At 63.1% G+C, this 16,872-nt stretch carries 10 protein-coding genes and 1 pseudogene; 6 read left to right on the forward strand and 5 right to left on the reverse strand.

All coding sequences use genetic code 11. The features are described from left to right. Positions 1-893: pseudogene (locus ACK5L9_RS10510) on the reverse strand (AAA family ATPase); the annotation flags it as partial. Positions 894-1,409: 516 nt separating this feature from the next. Here ACK5L9_RS10510 and ACK5L9_RS10515 point away from each other — a divergent pair. Together ACK5L9_RS10515 and ACK5L9_RS10520 are read left to right on the forward strand one after the other, a co-directional pair. Further along, the gene (locus tag ACK5L9_RS10515) at positions 1,410-2,600 is read left to right on the forward strand and encodes a replication initiation protein (RefSeq protein WP_416911414.1); all 1,191 of its coding nucleotides are present in this window, start codon (positions 1,410-1,412) and stop codon (positions 2,598-2,600) included. A gap of 456 nt (positions 2,601-3,056) precedes the next feature. Then, the gene (locus ACK5L9_RS10520) at positions 3,057-3,728 is read left to right on the forward strand and encodes a choice-of-anchor E domain-containing protein (RefSeq protein ID WP_416911415.1); all 672 of its coding nucleotides are present in this window, start codon (positions 3,057-3,059) and stop codon (positions 3,726-3,728) included. A gap of 59 nt (positions 3,729-3,787) precedes the next feature. On the opposite strand, the gene ACK5L9_RS10525 is transcribed toward ACK5L9_RS10520, so the two are convergent. Continuing rightward, positions 3,788-5,155: an aminomethyl transferase family protein gene (locus tag ACK5L9_RS10525; protein WP_416911416.1), complete on the reverse strand. Its 1,368-nt coding sequence runs from the start codon at positions 5,153-5,155 to the stop codon at positions 3,788-3,790. Between the two features lie 38 nt (positions 5,156-5,193). Then, positions 5,194-6,042: a formyltetrahydrofolate deformylase gene (purU, locus tag ACK5L9_RS10530; RefSeq protein WP_416911417.1), complete on the reverse strand. Its 849-nt coding sequence runs from the start codon at positions 6,040-6,042 to the stop codon at positions 5,194-5,196. A gap of 252 nt (positions 6,043-6,294) precedes the next feature. Here purU and selD point away from each other — a divergent pair, with 252 nt between their 5' ends. After that, entirely contained in the window at positions 6,295-7,359 is a 1,065-nt protein-coding gene (gene selD, locus ACK5L9_RS10535) for a selenide, water dikinase SelD (RefSeq protein ID WP_416911418.1), read from the forward strand. Positions 7,360-7,609: 250 nt separating this feature from the next. Here the strand turns inward: selD and putA are convergent, their stop codons facing one another. Continuing rightward, positions 7,610-11,029 carry a bifunctional proline dehydrogenase/L-glutamate gamma-semialdehyde dehydrogenase PutA gene (putA, locus tag ACK5L9_RS10540; RefSeq protein ID WP_416911419.1) on the reverse strand — a complete coding sequence of 1,140 codons (3,420 nt, stop codon included), beginning with the start codon at positions 11,027-11,029 and terminating at the stop codon, positions 7,610-7,612. 108 nt (positions 11,030-11,137) lie between these two features. Between putA and ACK5L9_RS10545 the strand changes: the two genes are divergently transcribed. From ACK5L9_RS10545 to ACK5L9_RS10555, 3 genes are all read left to right on the forward strand, one after another. Next, positions 11,138-11,602: an Lrp/AsnC family transcriptional regulator gene (locus ACK5L9_RS10545; RefSeq protein ID WP_416911420.1), complete on the forward strand. Its 465-nt coding sequence runs from the start codon at positions 11,138-11,140 to the stop codon at positions 11,600-11,602. 660 nt (positions 11,603-12,262) lie between these two features. Beyond that, positions 12,263-13,411 carry an ABC transporter substrate-binding protein gene (locus ACK5L9_RS10550; RefSeq protein WP_416911421.1) on the forward strand — a complete coding sequence of 383 codons (1,149 nt, stop codon included), beginning with the start codon at positions 12,263-12,265 and terminating at the stop codon, positions 13,409-13,411. Between the two features lie 2 nt (positions 13,412-13,413). Next, on the forward strand, positions 13,414-15,714 hold the full coding sequence (locus tag ACK5L9_RS10555; protein WP_416911422.1) for an ATP-binding protein: 2,301 nt from the start codon (positions 13,414-13,416) through the stop codon (positions 15,712-15,714). A gap of 331 nt (positions 15,715-16,045) precedes the next feature. On the opposite strand, the gene ACK5L9_RS10560 is transcribed toward ACK5L9_RS10555, so the two are convergent. Further along, the coding region (locus ACK5L9_RS10560) for a WD40 repeat domain-containing protein (protein ID WP_416911423.1) at positions 16,046-16,872 on the reverse strand (827 nt) is incomplete at its 5' end.

Raw genomic sequence — 16,872 nt, forward strand, 5'->3', positions numbered from 1 at the left:
GCAGGGGTAGAAACGAGGATAATCAAAACGTATACATTGAAAAAACGCACGCTTTCCAGACTGTTCGCAAGCGCATCCCACAGCGGCCAGCTACGCAGACCCATGCGCCAGACCGGAACCTGAAACTCGGCCCACTAAAGGTTAAGCTGCGCACCCAGAAGGTCGATATTCGGCCAATGTGTCGGCTGGATCAGATCGCGGGCTGTCAGCTTCAGCGCTTCGGTCAGGGTTTCATCGAACGGCAGCGGAGGTTGCCCGGCCGCATCGCGCACCTTGTTTTCATCTTGCACGGCCAGCGCATAGTCGCGGGCCAGCAGCGGGAAGGCGGTGGACCACTCGTCCGGAACCTTGCCGCCCATGATCGAGGTCATGCTGCCCTGACTGTCCAGATCGACCACCAGCACCTTGTAGCCGTCCAGCGCCGCCGACATGGCCAGATGCGCGGCGGTCGAGGTCTTGCCGACGCCGCCCTTGAAATTGGCGACCGCAATGGTCTTGGCGGGCAGGCCCTCGGGGCGCCACGGGCGGTATTCGCGATCTGCGGCACCCTCGGCCACAAAATGATCGCGCAGGCGCAGCACCTCTTCCAGGGTGAACCATTTGGAATTGCCCTCGCCCGTGCCCTGCGGCAGGTCGGGGAATTTCCGCAGCACGCGGCGGAAATGCGCCGGAGCGACCGGGATCAGATAGCGGCAGACCTCCCATGTGGAAAAACGGCGCAGTCGCTTGCGTCCGTCAGGGGCATAGCCTCGCTCGGCCAGATCCTGTCGACCGCGCGCCGCGAAGGCCGCGGCTTTCGCGAATCGGGCCGTGCCGATGGGATCGGACAGGCGCCGCGCTGCCTTGGCCGGATCGATGTTGAAATAGGGGGGAAGGGGTTCCTTGCCTGACATCTCGCTACCTTTGCGATGTACTGCTTCATTATGCGTTTGGGCAATTCTATCGCACATGATCAGGCGAAAGGGAATCACTTAAGCAGGTTTCGCCGCGAAACCGTCAAAAATAGCAGAAAAACAACGGCAGAAAGCTTGTAGTGAGTTTAGGATCTTTAGAGTCTTTACGCCATTATTACTCAATACTATCAAATAGATAAAGCGAATAAGGAACCCGGCTACAGGATCATGGGTACCCGGATTCGGGATGATGGGTGCCCGGATGCAGGGGCAAGGGAACCGATTCGCGGGTTAAGGGGTATTCCTTTGCGGTATGAGCCGAAAACGCGGGGTTTTTCCGGTCTGGCGCGTCGCGAAGCCTGTTTCTGATCCTGTAAACGGGTTCCTTTTTTGCCTTGCGGATTCCAAGGTACCCGGATGCAGGACGCATGGAATCGGCTTTGAAGTGCCTCACAGCCTGTTGTTCGAAGGTACCTTTTAAGGCATAATGACGGCAAAAGAGTTACGAGCAGAATCATGGACGATATTCCCCGCGACCAGCTTTCCGGTGCCCTGCGCCGGGGTGCCGTCAAGAAACACGTGGCCGCGATCCACGTTTCGGGCAAGCTGACCCTGTTGCAGCGCAAGCTGTCCAACGTGCTGCTGCTGAACGCCTATGATACGCTGACCAGCCGGACCCGGCACCAGATTGACGCCCGAACGCTGTGCCTGATGATCGGCTATAACTCGAACGACATGGAGACGTTGAAACAATCGCTGCGGGGCCTGGCCGAAACCGTCGCGGAATGGGACATGCTGGACGAAAAGGGCCAGCAGGAATGGGGCGTGTCCAGCCTGCTGAGCTATGCCAAGCTGAAGGGCGGGGTCTGCGAATACGCCTATTCCCCGGCCCTGGCGGAAAAATTGCACGACCCAAAGGTCTTTGCGCTGATCAATCTGAACATCCAGCGCAGGTTCACATCGGGACACGCGCTGGCGCTGTATGAAAATTGCTACCGTTTCGTGCGCACCGGATCAACGGGCTGGTGGCCGCTGGACCTGTTCCGGCGACTGATGGGGGTAGAGGGTTCCGCCTATTACGAGACGTTCAAGCATCTGAACGCCAAGATCATCAAGCCCGCCGTGACCGAGGTCAACAAGACCAGCAATATCATCCTGACCCCCGAAACCCGCAAGCAGGGCAGGGTGGTGACGGAAATAAGGTTCCTGATCAAGGATAACCCGCAACTGGCGATCCTGGACATCGACGATGGCGAGGGCATGCGCCACGGACCGGTCTATTCCCGGCTGCGCGATCTGGGTGTCAGCGACCGGCTGGCCCGGCAGTGGCTGGGCGCGCATGGCGAAGATCAGGTAGCGGCCAAGCTGGACTATGTTGAATCGCGCAAGAACGTCAAAAGCAAGATCGGCTATCTGAGCGCGGCGCTGGATGGCGATTTCGGTACGGCGGCAGAAGAACCCGCACCCCCGCCGCCCTCGGCGCGGGCCGAGCGGCTGCGCCGCATTCAGGACGCCGTGAAGGCCCGCACCCCCACACAGCGCGACGCCGACAAACGCCTGTTCCTGAGCCAACTTTCCGATGCAAGGGCACGCGAGGATTTCGACAAGCATGGCTGGATGTCGCCGCTGAACCTGAAGCGTATCGCCGCCTTCTGGGAAGACATGTCGCCCGGCATCTTTCGCGGACTGGAGCACGAGGTCGGCTGACCGGCCCCACGCGGTTCCCCAAGGCGGCAGGTTTCGAATTTCCAAGGCCGTTCGCCTTTATTTTCTTTGACGTTCATTTGCATAAACAAAAGGCGAAAAGTCCTATTTTGTTTGCTCTTATGAATGTTACATTCATAAGTTGTGCGGATTCATTCATTGCTTCCAGAACGTTAGAGAAAAAATTGAAATATCCCATAAATCGAACCGGATTGTATGGTTATGCTCTATTTGTCTGTAAAGGATACATATTGGATAATTCTTGACTAACCATCTGAAAAATCATAGTTTGATGACGGGGAAGCCGCCTTTTCAGGCTGTATAAACACCCTAAGAGTGTTTAAATAGTCAATTTTTTCTCTCTTAACCTGTTCGATGCCGCCTTTTATCGGTATACGATACGGTATCGCCTGCAATGCGTACGAATCAACTCGGCGCCTATAAAAAAGTGAGGATTTTATGAAGAAATTCGTAATCGGCGCGGTAGCCGGGGCAATTACTTGCCTTGCCCAGACTGCCAGTGCCGCAACTGTAACGCACACGGACAATGTTGCGATGGAGCAGACCGGCTGGGCCTATACCCTGTCGGTCCCGCAATTCGACACCGCCCTCGGCACGCTGAACAGCGTGATGGTAACACTGGTGGGCTATGTCGAAGGCAGCGCCAGATCGGAAAATATCGGAAGCAAGACAGTGGACGTCACGCTGAATCTGGAAGCAGAGATCACGGCGGCAACGACTGTTCTGGGTATCATCGCGCAGACCCTGCCTGTCGTGGCGACCACCCACACGCTTTCCGCCTATGATGGTACGCTTGACTGGTTGGGAACCAGCGGCGTCAATACCGGACTGGAAAACGCCAGCGAAACCGATGTCGCCACCCTGACCGGCGGCGACATGGCCGAATTTGTCGGTGCCGGGCTGGTCGGCATGGATATTGTCGCCAGCGGCTTTTCGTTCTCGCGGGGCAGCGGCAACATGGTGACGCAGTTCGAGACCGCCGCGAAGGCTGATCTGACGGTCGTCTATGACTATACGCCAGCATCGGTCATTCCGCTGCCGGCCTCGGCTCCGCTGCTGCTTGGCGGGCTGTTCCTGCTGGGCCGCGCGCGTCGCCGCAAGGCCGCCTGACAGCGGATCGCATGAGATTGAAAAAGACCGCAGGGATGCGGTCTTTTTTTTCGGCGCGGTCAGGTCTGTGCGCGATAACCGCTGCGCGACGCCTCGTGGATCGGCCAGGGGTTCACTTCGGCGCCGATGGTCATCTGAACATGGCGTTCGACATGCGGTTTCTGCGTGCCGCCGTCCTTTTCGCCCCACAGAATATCCAGCCGCGTGCCCTGGGCGGCCAGATCGGGCCGGATCATGGCCAGCGAAATCCAGGCGCGTTCATTTGCGGAATAGACCGGATAGGTCGAAAGCCCCACCATATCGCCATTCAGCAATACCTGATCATAGGGATGTGCGGCGTAATGGCCGGCGGGCATCTCCATCAGTTTGGGGCCGGGGAAATCACCCATGAGACCCGCAAAGATTTGCAGCACATCCTGCTTGTCCCAGACCAGCGTGACCTTGGTGCGGTGCTGCTGTCGGGCCATCTTTTCAAGCGCGGCGCGGCCGATGAAATCATGGTCGAATTTCACCACCCGGCCATAATCCAGATCCCACGGGGTCAGGTAATATTCTTCGACATTCCCGGGCTGAAAACTGCCTCCGACCGAGCAGGTCGAAAGGAAATTGTCGGCGGGAAGCCATTCGCGAAAGCCCTTCATCGCCGCGCCGGTATAGATGGCGGGCAGGGGCGAAGGGATCCAGCCCGATTCCATCGCGGCGCAGGAATAGGCGCGGGCACCGGCGCGCAGCATGCCGTGCTGTTCGCCGATCTCGCGCAGACGGTCATGGACCTGCTGGCCCTGTTCATACGGCCCCCACAGTTCCAGCCCCTGCGCGCCGCCCATGCCGTGACTTAGCGTGCGGGCCTTGCATCCGGCGATGGTGATTTCGCCCATGTTGAAGAATTTGGTGATCAGCGGGCCGCCTTCGTTCGCCTCGTTCAGGATCGTCAGTGCATTTGGCCCCTGCACCTCGAAACGGTACAGCTTGCGCGGCGTGCCGGTGTTTTCCAGCGAGCGGATGTCAAAATCGGTGGTGACGTCGAAATCCCCGATCTCGGCCTGATAGGCCAGCCAATAGGCAAGGGGAGGGCGCCCGACATAGAGGATTTCGTCATCCTCAAGGCCAAAGATGATGCCGTCGCCAATCACATAGCCATCGGGATTGACGCAGATCAGTTGCTTGGCCTTGTTGCGCCCGAAATTCGCAAAGCTGTTCACGCCGACATGGGACAGGAATTTCACCACGTCGGGGCCGCGCATATACAGGTCGGTCATGTGATAGGACTGGTTCAGCAGCACCGCGCCGTGACGCCATGCCCGGACCTCTTCCATCCAGTTGGTGTATTGCGCGGGGATCGGGAATGCATAGGCCCCGGTCTGCGAGTTCTGAAGCATTTGCGCGGGGCTGGCATAGCCCTTGAGGCGCTGTTCAAGATTGGACATGTAAAGCTCTCCTTCCTTGCGGGTCATGGGGCGGGTGGTCAGTCCTGAAAAACCACCGTCTTGTTATTGTTCATGAAAACACGATCTTCGAGATACCAGCCTACGGCCCTGGCGATGACCCGGCGTTCGATGTCACGGCCTTTGCGCACCAGCGTTTCGGGCGTGTCCGAATGGCTGACGGATTCGACGTCCTGCGCGATGATCGGACCCTCATCCAGATCGCCGGTGACGAAATGCGCCGTTGCGCCGATCATCTTGACGCCGCGCGCATGGGCCTGATGATAGGGTTTTGCACCCTTGAAGCCGGGCAGGAACGAGTGGTGAATATTGATACAGCGACCGGACAGATATTGCGAGAAATCGTCAGACAGGATCTGCATATAGCGGGCCAGAACGATCAGTTCCGCGCCGGTTTCCGCGATAATTTGCCTGATCCGCGCCTCTTGCGCGGGCTTGCTGTCCCTTGTGACCGGCAGATGGTGATAGGGGATGCCGTTATCGGTGCTGAGAAACAGTGCCTCGCGCGGGTGGTTCGAGACGATGCCGACCGGCTCCATCTTCAGCTCGCCCACGCGCACCCGGTACAGCAGATCCCCCATGCAATGATCGAATTTTGACACGAGGATCAGCACCTTCTTGTGGTGATCGGCGCGGCGCAATTGCCAGTCCATGCGAAACTGGTCGCCGACCGGCGCAAAGCCCCCGGCAAGATCCGGTTGCGACCTGTCCGAGGTGAAGGCGACGCGCATGAAGAACAGCCCCGTTTCGGGATCGTCGAATTGCTGCGCCTCGGTGATGTTGGCACCATGTGCAGCCAGAACTGCGGCAACCTGCGCGACTATTCCGGGCTGGTCGGGGCAAGTCAGGGTCAGTCGGTAATGTGTCATCCTTCCTCCTGTTCGGCGGCGTGTGGGTCGCGCGGCTTTGGGGCGGGTCTGATCCGGTGATACATCAGGGCCGGCGCGGCACCTTATGCGCGCTTACGAACAGCGGTTTCAAAACCGTTATATTTGAGGAATGCCGGTTCAGAATCTGTCCGTCCCCTTGATGGCCCGGCCCCTCTTTCGTTCCTGCCCGCGCCGTGGAATAACTGCGCGCAGGCGGCGCAGCTTTCGCGTGGCGATGGCAGGAGAAAACTCATGGACGATCCGAACGCAGGGGAACCCCGGCTGACCTCGCTGTCGCATGGCGGCGGATGCGGGTGCAAGATCGCGCCCGGCGTGCTGACCGGCCTGTTGCGCGGCACCTCCATGCTGCCCGTACCCGAGGCGTTGCTGGTCGGAATCGAGACATCGGACGACGCGGCCGTCTATCGGCTGAACGATCATCAGGCGCTGGTCGCGACGACGGATTTCTTCATGCCGATCGTCGATGATCCGCTGGATTTCGGGCGGATCGCGGCGACCAATGCGATCAGCGATGTCTATGCGATGGGTGGCACGCCGATCATGGCCCTGTCGCTGGTGGGTATGCCGATCAACACGCTGTCGCCCGAAACCATCGCCCGCATCCTTGAGGGAGGGGCGATGGCCTGCCGCGAGGCCGGCATTCCCATCGGCGGCGGCCATACCATCGATTCCGTCGAGGCGATCTATGGCCTTGTCGCGCTGGGGCTGGTCGATCCGGCGCATGTCAAGCGCAATACCGGTGCGCAACCGGGCGATGTGCTGGTCCTTGGCAAGCCTCTGGGCGTCGGGGTGCTGTCGGCGGCGTTGAAGAAAGGGGCGCTGGACGCCGAAGGCTATGCCCGGATGATAGAGGTGACGACGCGGCTGAACACGCCCGGCCCCGATCTGGCCTGGCTGCCCGATGTGCATGCGATGACCGATGTGACCGGGTTCGGGCTGGCCGGGCACGCGCTGGAGATGGCGCGGGGTTCCGGTCTGACGCTGCGGCTGGACTGGTCGGCGGTGCCGCTGCTTGACGGCGTGCGCGATCTGGCCGGGCGCGGCTTTGTGACCGGTGCCTCGGGGCGGAACTGGGCCAGCTATGGTCAGGATGTGACGCTGGCCGGGGGGCTGTCGGAACTGGACCGCGCGCTGATGTCGGATCCGCAGACCAGCGGGGGCCTGCTGGTGGCCTGTGCGGAAAGCTCTGCCGATCAGGTGCTGCGCGTCTTTGCCGATCACGGCTTTGCCGACGCTGCCGTGATCGGCCACGCCATCGCCGGTCCGGGCCGGCTGGAGGTCGGTCATGAAGGCTGACCGCTTTGGCATCAGGCGGCTGTGGCGGGCCATCAAGGTTTGCAAGGTATAGCTGATGCTGCGCCAATTTGATGATCAAATTGGCTTTCGTCAGCTATACAGACAGCCCGCGCGCGAAGCGCGCGTCCGGCCGGGCGGCAGCGACGGGTCGGGCTTTGCCCGACCCGCACCCCCCTTTCCGCCCGCGCATCGCCTGCCCGGTCCGGCGCTTGCTTTCCGCTATGGCCAGCGCCCGCCGGGGCTGCGGGTCTCAGCCCCCCGCCAGCAGCGCGGCGTTGCCGCCCGCGGCGGTGGTGTCCACGCACAGGTGCCGCTCATGCGCGACATGGGCCAGATCGGGCAGGTCGCAGATCAGCGGTACGATCTCGCTCTTCCGCGCGGCCAGCGCGTGGGCGAAGGCGCGGCCCCGATCGGCGTCGCCCCACCACAGCGCCGCCGATATTCCCGGCAGATCCGTCAACGCCTCGGGCGGCAGATCGCCCCCTGCCGTGACCGCCTGCCCACCCAGAGACCGGACGGCGGCAACCTGCGCCTGCGCCGCATCCGCGCCGGGGCCCAGACACAGGACCGGCGGACGGGCATGGGCGGTCAGGCGGTTCATCTCGCCCGTGGGGCCGGGCATCAGCCGTTCGGACAGCGCGGCCCCGGCCGGCACGGTCAGCGCAGCGCGCAGGCGGGCCGGATCGACCGGCCCTGTCCAGTCGCCCGCCCCCGCCCCCGCCGCGCCGGGCCGGGCGGGGGCGAAGAAGCGCGGCAGATAGCAGGGGCCGCCAGCTTTCGGGCCAGTGCCCGACAAGCCCTCGCCGCCAAAGGGCTGGCTGCCGACGACCGCGCCGATCTGGTTGCGGTTGACATAGATATTCCCGGCATGGATCGCGTCCGAGATCTCTTGTACGCGGCTGTCGATGCGGGTGTGCAGACCGAAGGTCAGGCCAAAGCCCCGCGCGTTGATATCGGCGATCACCCGGTCCAGATCGGCGGCGCGAAAGGTCGCGACATGCAGGACCGGGCCAAAGATTTCGCGCTCAAGATCGCCGATGCCGTTGACCCGCAGCAGCGTCGGCGGAACGAAATGCCCGCCTTCGGGAACAGGCAACCGGTGCAGCACCGCGCCTGACTGCGCCTCCAGATAGGCGGCGATGCTGTCCCGTGCTCGGGCGTCGATCACCGGGCCGATATCGGTGGACAGATGCCAGGGGTCGCCGATGCTCTGCTGATCCATCGCGCCCCTGATCATGGCGATCAGATGCGGGGCGATGTCCTCTTGCACATACAGACAGCGCAGCGCCGAACAGCGTTGCCCGGCCGAGCGGAAGGCCGAAGCGACGATGTCACGCACCGCCTGTTCGGGCAGGGCGGTGGAATCGACGATCATCGCGTTCAGCCCGCCGGTTTCCGCGATCAGGGGCGTGCCGGGGGCCAGATTGTCGGCCATGGTCCGGGCAATGACACGCGCTGTCCAGGTCGAGCCGGTAAAGACCACCGCTGACACGTGCGGATCTGCCGTGATCGCCGCGCCGACCACCGCGCCGTCGCCGGGCAGAAATTGCAGCGCATGCAGCGGCACGCCCGCCTGATGCAGCAGCCGCACCGCGAAAGCCGCGATCAGCGGGGTCTGTTCGGCGGGCTTGGCCAGCACCGCATTTCCCGCCATCAACGCGGCCGCGATCTGGCCGGTAAAGATCGCCAGAGGAAAGTTCCACGGGCTGATTGCCGCCACGATCCCGCGCGGGGTGCCCGTCGCTGTCTCGCCCCCGCGCGCGTAATAGCGCAGGAAATCCACCGCCTCGCGCAATTCGCCCACCGCGTCGGGCAGCGTTTTCCCTGCCTCCCGCGCCAGCAGGGCAAAGATCGGGCCGAAATTCGCCTCGTACAGATCGGCGGCGCGGCGCAGGATTGCGGCCCGATCGGCGGCAGGCGCTTCCCAGACCCGCGCATCGGCGGCGGCACGTGACGCCGTGGCGGCATCGGCCATGGTCACATGGGCCACCACCGCGCCGGTCGCGGGGTTCGTCACCGCCCGCCGATCACCGGAAGGTTCGGACACCGTCAAAGGTCCGGCATCCCCGATCGCGACATCGCGCGCCGCCCCGATCCGGGCCACCGTCGCCGCATCGGCAAGGTCGAACCCCGCCGAATTTGTGCGGTCCGGTCCGAACAGCGCCGCAGGTGCGACCAGACCGGCCGGTGCCTGCGCCGTAGGCAGCGCCGCGAAAGGATCGCGAGCGACCTCGGCGGGGCTGACGGCCTCATCGACGATCTGATGCACAAAGGAGGAATTGGCACCGTTTTCCAGCAGCCGCCGCACCAGATAGGCCAGCAGGTCGCGATGCGCGCCGACCGGGGCATAGATGCGGCAGGCCCCGCATCTGTCGCGCAGGACGATGTCATGAAGCCGTTCGCCCATCCCGTGCAGCCGCTGAAATTCGAAATCGATCCCGCCCGCCATCTCCAGCACGGCGGCAACGGTCTGGGCGTTATGAGTCGCGAATTGCGGATAGATGCGGTCGGCATGGCCGATCAGCTTGCGCGCATGGGCGATATAGCTGACATCGGTGGCCGTCTTGCTGGTAAACAGCGGAAAGCCGGGAAAGCCCTCGACCTGGGCGCGCTTGATCTCGGTATCCCAATAGGCACCCTTGACCAGCCGCACCATGATTCGCCGGTCCAGCCGCGTTGCAAGGGCGTGCAGCCAGTCGATGACCAGCCCCGCGCGCTTGCCATAGGCCTGCACGACGACGCCAAACCCGTCCCATCCCGCCAGCGAGGGATCCGACAGCACCGCCTGAATGACCTTCAGCGACAGGACCAGCCGGTCCTGTTCCTCGGCGTCGATATTCATCCCCATATTCGCGGCCTTCGCCTGCCGCGCCAGATCCAGCACCACGGGCACCAGCCCGGCCATCACCCGGTGCTCTTGCGCGACCTCATATCGCGGATGCAGCGCCGACAGCTTGATCGAGATGCCCGGATTGCGCCGGACCGAGCCCTTGTCGCAGGCCCCGGCAATGGCCGCGATGGCGGCGGCATATTCGCGGGCATAGCGGGCGGCATCATCGGCCGTCATCGCCGCCTCGCCCAGCATGTCATAGCTATAGCCATAGCCCTGCGCCTCTTGCGTCCGGGCACGTTCCAGCGCGTCGCCGATGGTCTGGCCCAGAACGAATTGCCGGCCCATTTCGCGCATGGCGCGGGTCACGGCGGTGCGGATCACCGGTTCGCCCAGACGCCGGATGGCACCGCGCAGCGTACCCGCGATGCCCGGCTGGTCGTCGTCCAGCACCTTGCCGGTCAGCATCAGCGCCCATGTCGAGGCATTGACCAGCGACGACGACGCCTCGCCCAGATGCCGCCCCCAGTCCGAGGGGGCGATCTTGTCCTCGATCAGCCGGTCGATGGTCATGCGGTCGGGTACGCGCAGCATCGCCTCGGCCAGACACATCAGTGCCACGCCCTCGCGCGTGGACAGGCCATATTCGGCCAGAAAATGCTCCATCAGCGTCGGCTTCGCGCCGGACCGGATGCGGCGGACCAGATCGGTGGCGCGGGCGGTGATGCGGTCGCGGTCGGCCTGCGACAGCGCGGCATGCGCGACCAGTTCGGGCAGCAGCGCATCCTCGGCGCGGAATTTGGCGTCGGGGGTAAAGGCAGTCAGGTCGGTCACAGGCATTGCATTCTCCGTTGTTGCCTGCGTGATAGGGCAAATATTCTGGACGATGCGCCCAAAAATGCGCAATATCATAGACTGATCGACCTGATTTCACGTAAAGCGCAGGCCATGACTGACGCCCTTGACCCGATAAACCGCAGGATTCTGGCCGAACTGGTTGCAAATGCCCGGATCCCGGTCAGCGAACTGGCCCGCAAGGTCGGGTTGTCCAAGACTCCGGTTGCGCTGCGAATCCGCCAGATGGAAGAGATGGGGTTGATCACCGGATACCGCGCGATCCTGTCGCCGCTGAAACTGGGCCTGACCCATGTAACCTATATGGAGATCCGGCTGACCGACACGCGACAACGGGCGCTTGAGCAGTTCAACACCGGGATCCGCGCCATTCCCGAGGTCGAGGAATGTTACATGATCGCCGGGGGCTTTGATTATCTGGTCAAGGTCCGGTCCCGCGACATGGCCGATTTCCGGCGCATCATGGCCGAAAAAATCTCGACCCTGCCGCATGTGCATTCGACTTCAAGCTATGTCTCGATGGAGGCGGTGATCGAACAGGGCTGGACCGAATTCTGATTCCGTTGATCGCCGGGGCACCGAAATCCGTCGAACTGATGGATGCAGGCGTTCTGGCCGAGGCAAAGCGGCAGTATGAGGGCGATTGATGCCAGGACCGCCCGCCGGGTTCAGACTTTCCGCCGCCGCAGGCTTTTGCAGGGGGTCCGGGGGGCGCACAGCTCCCCCGGCTATCGCGGGACGCAAATCATCCGGCGGTGACGCCGCATCAGGCTTGCCGGCAAGGCGCCGCGCAAATTTTATGATCAGATTTGCTTCCGTCAGCAATACAATCCTTGTCACCGGGGCGCGAAACCCGTGGCCGTATTACCTCAGCCGGGATCCGCAGGCTACAAGGTTGTCATTGATTTTGCGACAGGTGTTCTGCATAACCAAAAGGCCATGACAGGCATCCGACATGTTGGCGTCCCTATCCGTTGTGATAGGGGGCGTTGGGCAAGGTAACGTTTTTCCGCAATTCAGGCCTTTGACGACCGGTCCGTGACCGGCTGTCCGTGACATCGGCAACCTCCGTCACTGGAGGGGTTGCCATGTGTAGATCGTGACGATTTTCCCCTCGAAGGCGCGCACAAGCAGCCTTCGCTATCGGAGAAGAGCATGATTTTCCGTTCAGGAATATTGGGTTTTTCTGGTCTTCTGACCAGTCTTTGCGGTGTGGCGATGGCCGAAGATCTGCGTTTCATGCATTTCTGGTCCGCCCCCGGCGAATTGCGCGCCGTCGAGGAAATCCGCAAATCCGCCGCGCGCGCGGGACTGAAGCTTGTCGATGTGACGATTGAGGGCGATTTCAATGATCTGCGCTCGGCGCTGATGGCTGCGTTGATGGGGAACGATCCGCCGGACGCCGCGCAATGGATCGTGGGCGACGAACTGGGCAAGCTGATCGACAGCGGCTATCTGCTGCCGGTCGAGGATGAACGCATGGATTTCGCCTCGGTTCTGGTGCCCGAAATTTATGAGGCGGCCCGCCTCGGGCATGGGTTGTCGAACCTGCCGCTGGGAATCCATATCGAAAATTTCATCGTTTTCAACCGTCAGGCCTTTGACCGCATCGGTCGCCCGGTGCCGCGAAGCTGGCCCGAGCTGCTGGAGGACGCGCCCGCGCTGCATCAGGCCGGAATCGTGCCTCTGGTGATGTCCAGTCAGGCATGGCAGATGCAGAACCTGTTTCCGAACATCCTTAGCTCATTGCTGTCTGCCGAGGAATTCCAGCACTATCTGACCGACGAACTGCCCCCCGAGGATCTGCGCCCCCAGATCGAAGAAACCTTTCGCATCATCGCTGGCCTGCGCTCTTTTGCCCCGACGCCGCTGCCCGATATCGCCTTTACCGAAGGCGCGCGCATGGTGTCGACCGGCGAGGCGGCCGCCTATGCGCTGGGGGATTATGTGGTGCCGGAACTGCTGGATGGCGCGCCGGTGGTCTGTGCCGTCTCGCCCGGTACCGACGCGATCCTGCTGGGCGTGGACGGGATGGTTTTCGTGAACCGGGACAATCCCGAAAAACAGCGCCTTTCCAAGGATTTCGTCTATGATTTCTATATGCATGGCGGCGCATCGGAATATGTTGCCCGCAAGGGGGGCGTCTCGGTTCTGGCGCTGGATCACCAGCAACCTGCCGATGACACTTGCCGGGGCCAGTCGCGGCGCGGCTGGGACAATACCGCCAACCGATACTGGCTGAACGGCGATAGCTGGCAGAACCACCTGCGCATCGTCGGCAAGTTCACCACCGATTTCGCCATGTCCGCAACCATGTCGCCCGCAGAGGCGACGGATGAATTGTTGCGGCTGATGAGGAACATGTAGCCATGGCCCAGGCCACGAGTTACCTTCCGCATATCAGGATCAGGCAGCCGCTGCGCCGCGCGTGGCGGCGACTGGATCTGGACAAGCGCGTGGCGCTGATGACGGCGGCACTGTCCACCGTGGTGGTTCTGGCCACGGCCGGGGTGTTCGGCGCGCTGACCTATCACCGCATTCTGCAACTGGAACGGCAAGAGGCGGCATATCAGACCGACGCGCTGGCGGGCATGCTGCAGGAGCAGGTGGACAATATCGAAACCCTGACCGCCGCTCTGGCCCGCATCTATGCTGGCGAGAGCGATGCCGGTGACAGCGAGGGCGACTATTCCCCGGCAGAGTTCATCGACCGGATCGTCGGCAATATCCGCAAGACCCAGTTCTCGGTGCCGGGGCTGCGCAATGTCCGGCTGATCTCGGTCAGCCCGGCAACCGGCTTTGCGATCGGCCACGAGATCCTTGCTGTCTCGAACCGGGAAAGTCAGGTGCGCCGGATGTCCGCGCCATTGCTGGACACCTCTTACGACATGGCTTTCGTGATCGACGCCGCGCGCCGCGACTCGGGGCAGGTGACGTTCAACCGGCTGCGGATCCTGACCGATGGCGGTCAGCGCGCCGGCAGGGCCGCGGCGATCGTCCCGGCTGCCACGGTGGTTGCAGGGCCTGCGGGCGACAAGCTTGCGTTGCTGATGGTCGAGATCGACATGACGGATTTCCTGTCCCGGCTGGGCAATCACCTGTCGCGGACCGAGCGGTTTGCCGTCTGGCCCCTTCATGACGATCTGCCGTTGATAGGGCTGATGGATTTCAAGGACCGCCCCCCCGAGATCGCGACCTCACAGACATTTACAGCGGGCACCGGGCAAAAGGGTGGTGCGATCCGTTATGAACGCGAAGTCACGGCCCACGGCAGGCCGCTGCTGCGCCTCAGCTATGCCCGGCAGCGCAGCGCGCTGGACAACCAGACCATGTTGCTGACCCTTGGTGCGGTGGGCGTCATCCTGTTCGCCATCATGCTGTCAGTGGCGCTGGCACGCTATATCACCCGCCCGATCAGCCGGTTGATCGGACATATCCGCGATTTCGCCAATGGCAGGCGCGATCTTGAAGATCTGGTGCAACTGGCCAGATCGGCCGAGGAAACCGTACTGGTCCGCGCGCTGGAGGTGATGCGCCGCCGTTTTGACGAACGCGGCATCACTATCAGGCGAATGGCCGACCGGCTGAACATGGCCGATGCGGTCGCGCGTATCGGGCTTTGGGAAAGCTCTGGCGGGGCCATGGGCGGCGAGTTCTGGAACGATGCGTTGTGCCGCGCCGTTCTGGGCCATTCCGCCGATGCCCGCAGCGCCGATAACTGCTTTCTGCCGCTGCGTTCCTTCGTGCATCCCGACGATGTCGGTGCCTTTGACAAGCTTGTCGCCGACAGGACGCGCGGCAACCAGAATTTCAGCCTGACCCTGCGTCTGCAAATGGCCGATGGCGGCTATATGGGCCATCAGATGATCGGCCAGCGCGCATCGGGCGATGGCAACGCGCCGCTGCTGGCCGCGCTGGTCAATGTCGAGGAACTGCGCCGCGCCGACCGCATGAAGGCAGATGTCATGACCTCGGCAGGGCAGGAACCCCGGACCCCGGTGAACGGCGCGATCGGGCTGCTGATGTCGATGTATTCCGCCCGGATCACCGAGCAGGAAAAGCAGGTGCTGGATTCGGCGGGGCAGGGTGCAGGCGTCGCGGGGCGGCGGACGGTGGACGATCTGCTGGACCTGTCCAGGGCCGATGCCGGCAATCTGGCGTTGCGGCTGGAAAGGGTCGATCTTGCGGAATGCGTGGCCCGCGCGCTGGACGAATGCCGGGCCGGGCTGCGTGGCAGGAACATCCCCCTGCGCCTGCTGGGGTGCGGCGGGGCCAGCCCGGTTCTGGCCGATCCCGCGCGGCTGAACCAGATCATGCGGAATCTGCTGTCAAACGCGTTGCGCGTCGCGCCCGAGGGCACGGGGGTTCATGTCGGCGTCGAGGATCGCGGCAAAACCTTCCGCGTGACGGTGCGCGATTTCGGTCCCGGCGTGCCGACGCATCTGCGCAACACCCTGTTCCGGCGTTTCGTGCCGCCCGATCCTCTGGACCGCGATCAGGGTGGCCGGGTCGGGCTGGGTCTTGTCATCGCGCTGGAGCTGGTGCGGGCGCATCGCGGTGCCATCGGTTATGAGCCCGCCAATCCCGGCTCGGTTTTTTATTTCGAGCTTCTGCGCGAGGATGCGGGTCAGGATGCGGTCGCGCGGATGCGGACCGCAGTGGGGCAGTGACGGCAAAAGGGGCAAACCTTCGTGACAGAGCCCAGGATGCCCATTATGGCCTGACGACTTTCTTTTGATTTTACGCTGATGCTGCGCCAATTTGATGATCAAATCGGCTTTCGTCAGCTATAAAGGCGTCCGGAAGGGCCTGTCTGACGGTCGGGGCGGTCGATTGCGGAGGCGGCCAGGAATTTCCACCAGTTCCGGGACATGACCGGTGCCCTTGCGGCGGAACTGCCGGTGTTTGGTGTGGCGCAATTCGTTCTGTTTCGTCTGCGGGTGCTTGATCCGTACGGGAACCGCGCCGCGTTCCTTTTTGCCACTGCCGTGCGGGTGGTGGTCAGCCTTCCAGCGGCCTCCACAGTACGCGGCCTGCCTCATCTGCCGCGAATATCCGGTTCGGCTCTGTCGTGGTCGCCAGAACGGTCACGGCGCTGCCCCCGCCGGTTCGGACCGGCACGGGCGGGGTGGTCCCGGACAGGTCAGCGCGCTGGATGCTGCCATCGGCAAAGCCTGCCAGGATCCCCTGCTGCCCCGGCAAGGCGCAAACCGCAGTCACCAGCGCCTGCCCGTCCATTCCGCACAGCGTCAGCGGGCCACGCCCCATTGGCCCGTTCGCGCCGTCAAAGGGCCACAGGATCGCCTGCCCCGCGCCGGTGGTCGCCAGCCACGGCAAATCCCCTGCCCAGGCCAGCCCGGCCACCTTGGCCGGATAGCCCGACATGCGCAGATCCGCTTTGTCGCGCAGCCGCCAGCCATGAAGCGCGTTTTCCTGCATCGAGGTGACGATGAACCGGTGGTCCGGCGACCAGACCACCTGTCCGTGACTGCCCGCCCATATCAGGCGCGTCCCCTTCCAGCGGTTCTTGACCCTGGACCAGACCGTGACGCCTCCGTAATGCGCGACCGCCAGCCGCCTGCCCCTGCGGTCAAAGGCCAGTCCGCCGATGGACGAGGGATGCGCCAGCTCGTGCCGATGCCCGGCGGGTTCGTGCAGATGAACGATGCGCCCGACCGAGCAGGCCACCACGCCCGATTCCCCCGCCGCGACGTGATCGACCCATTTGCGCGGAAAGCGGGCGATCTCTTCGGGCTGTCCGTCGCGGATCCGCGCGAACAGGCCGTCGTCGCCACCGGTCAGGATCATGTCCTCGGGGCCGCGGGCCA

Source organism: Paracoccus sp. (in: a-proteobacteria) (assembly GCF_047973135.1).
Taxonomy (GTDB): domain Bacteria; phylum Pseudomonadota; class Alphaproteobacteria; order Rhodobacterales; family Rhodobacteraceae; genus Paracoccus.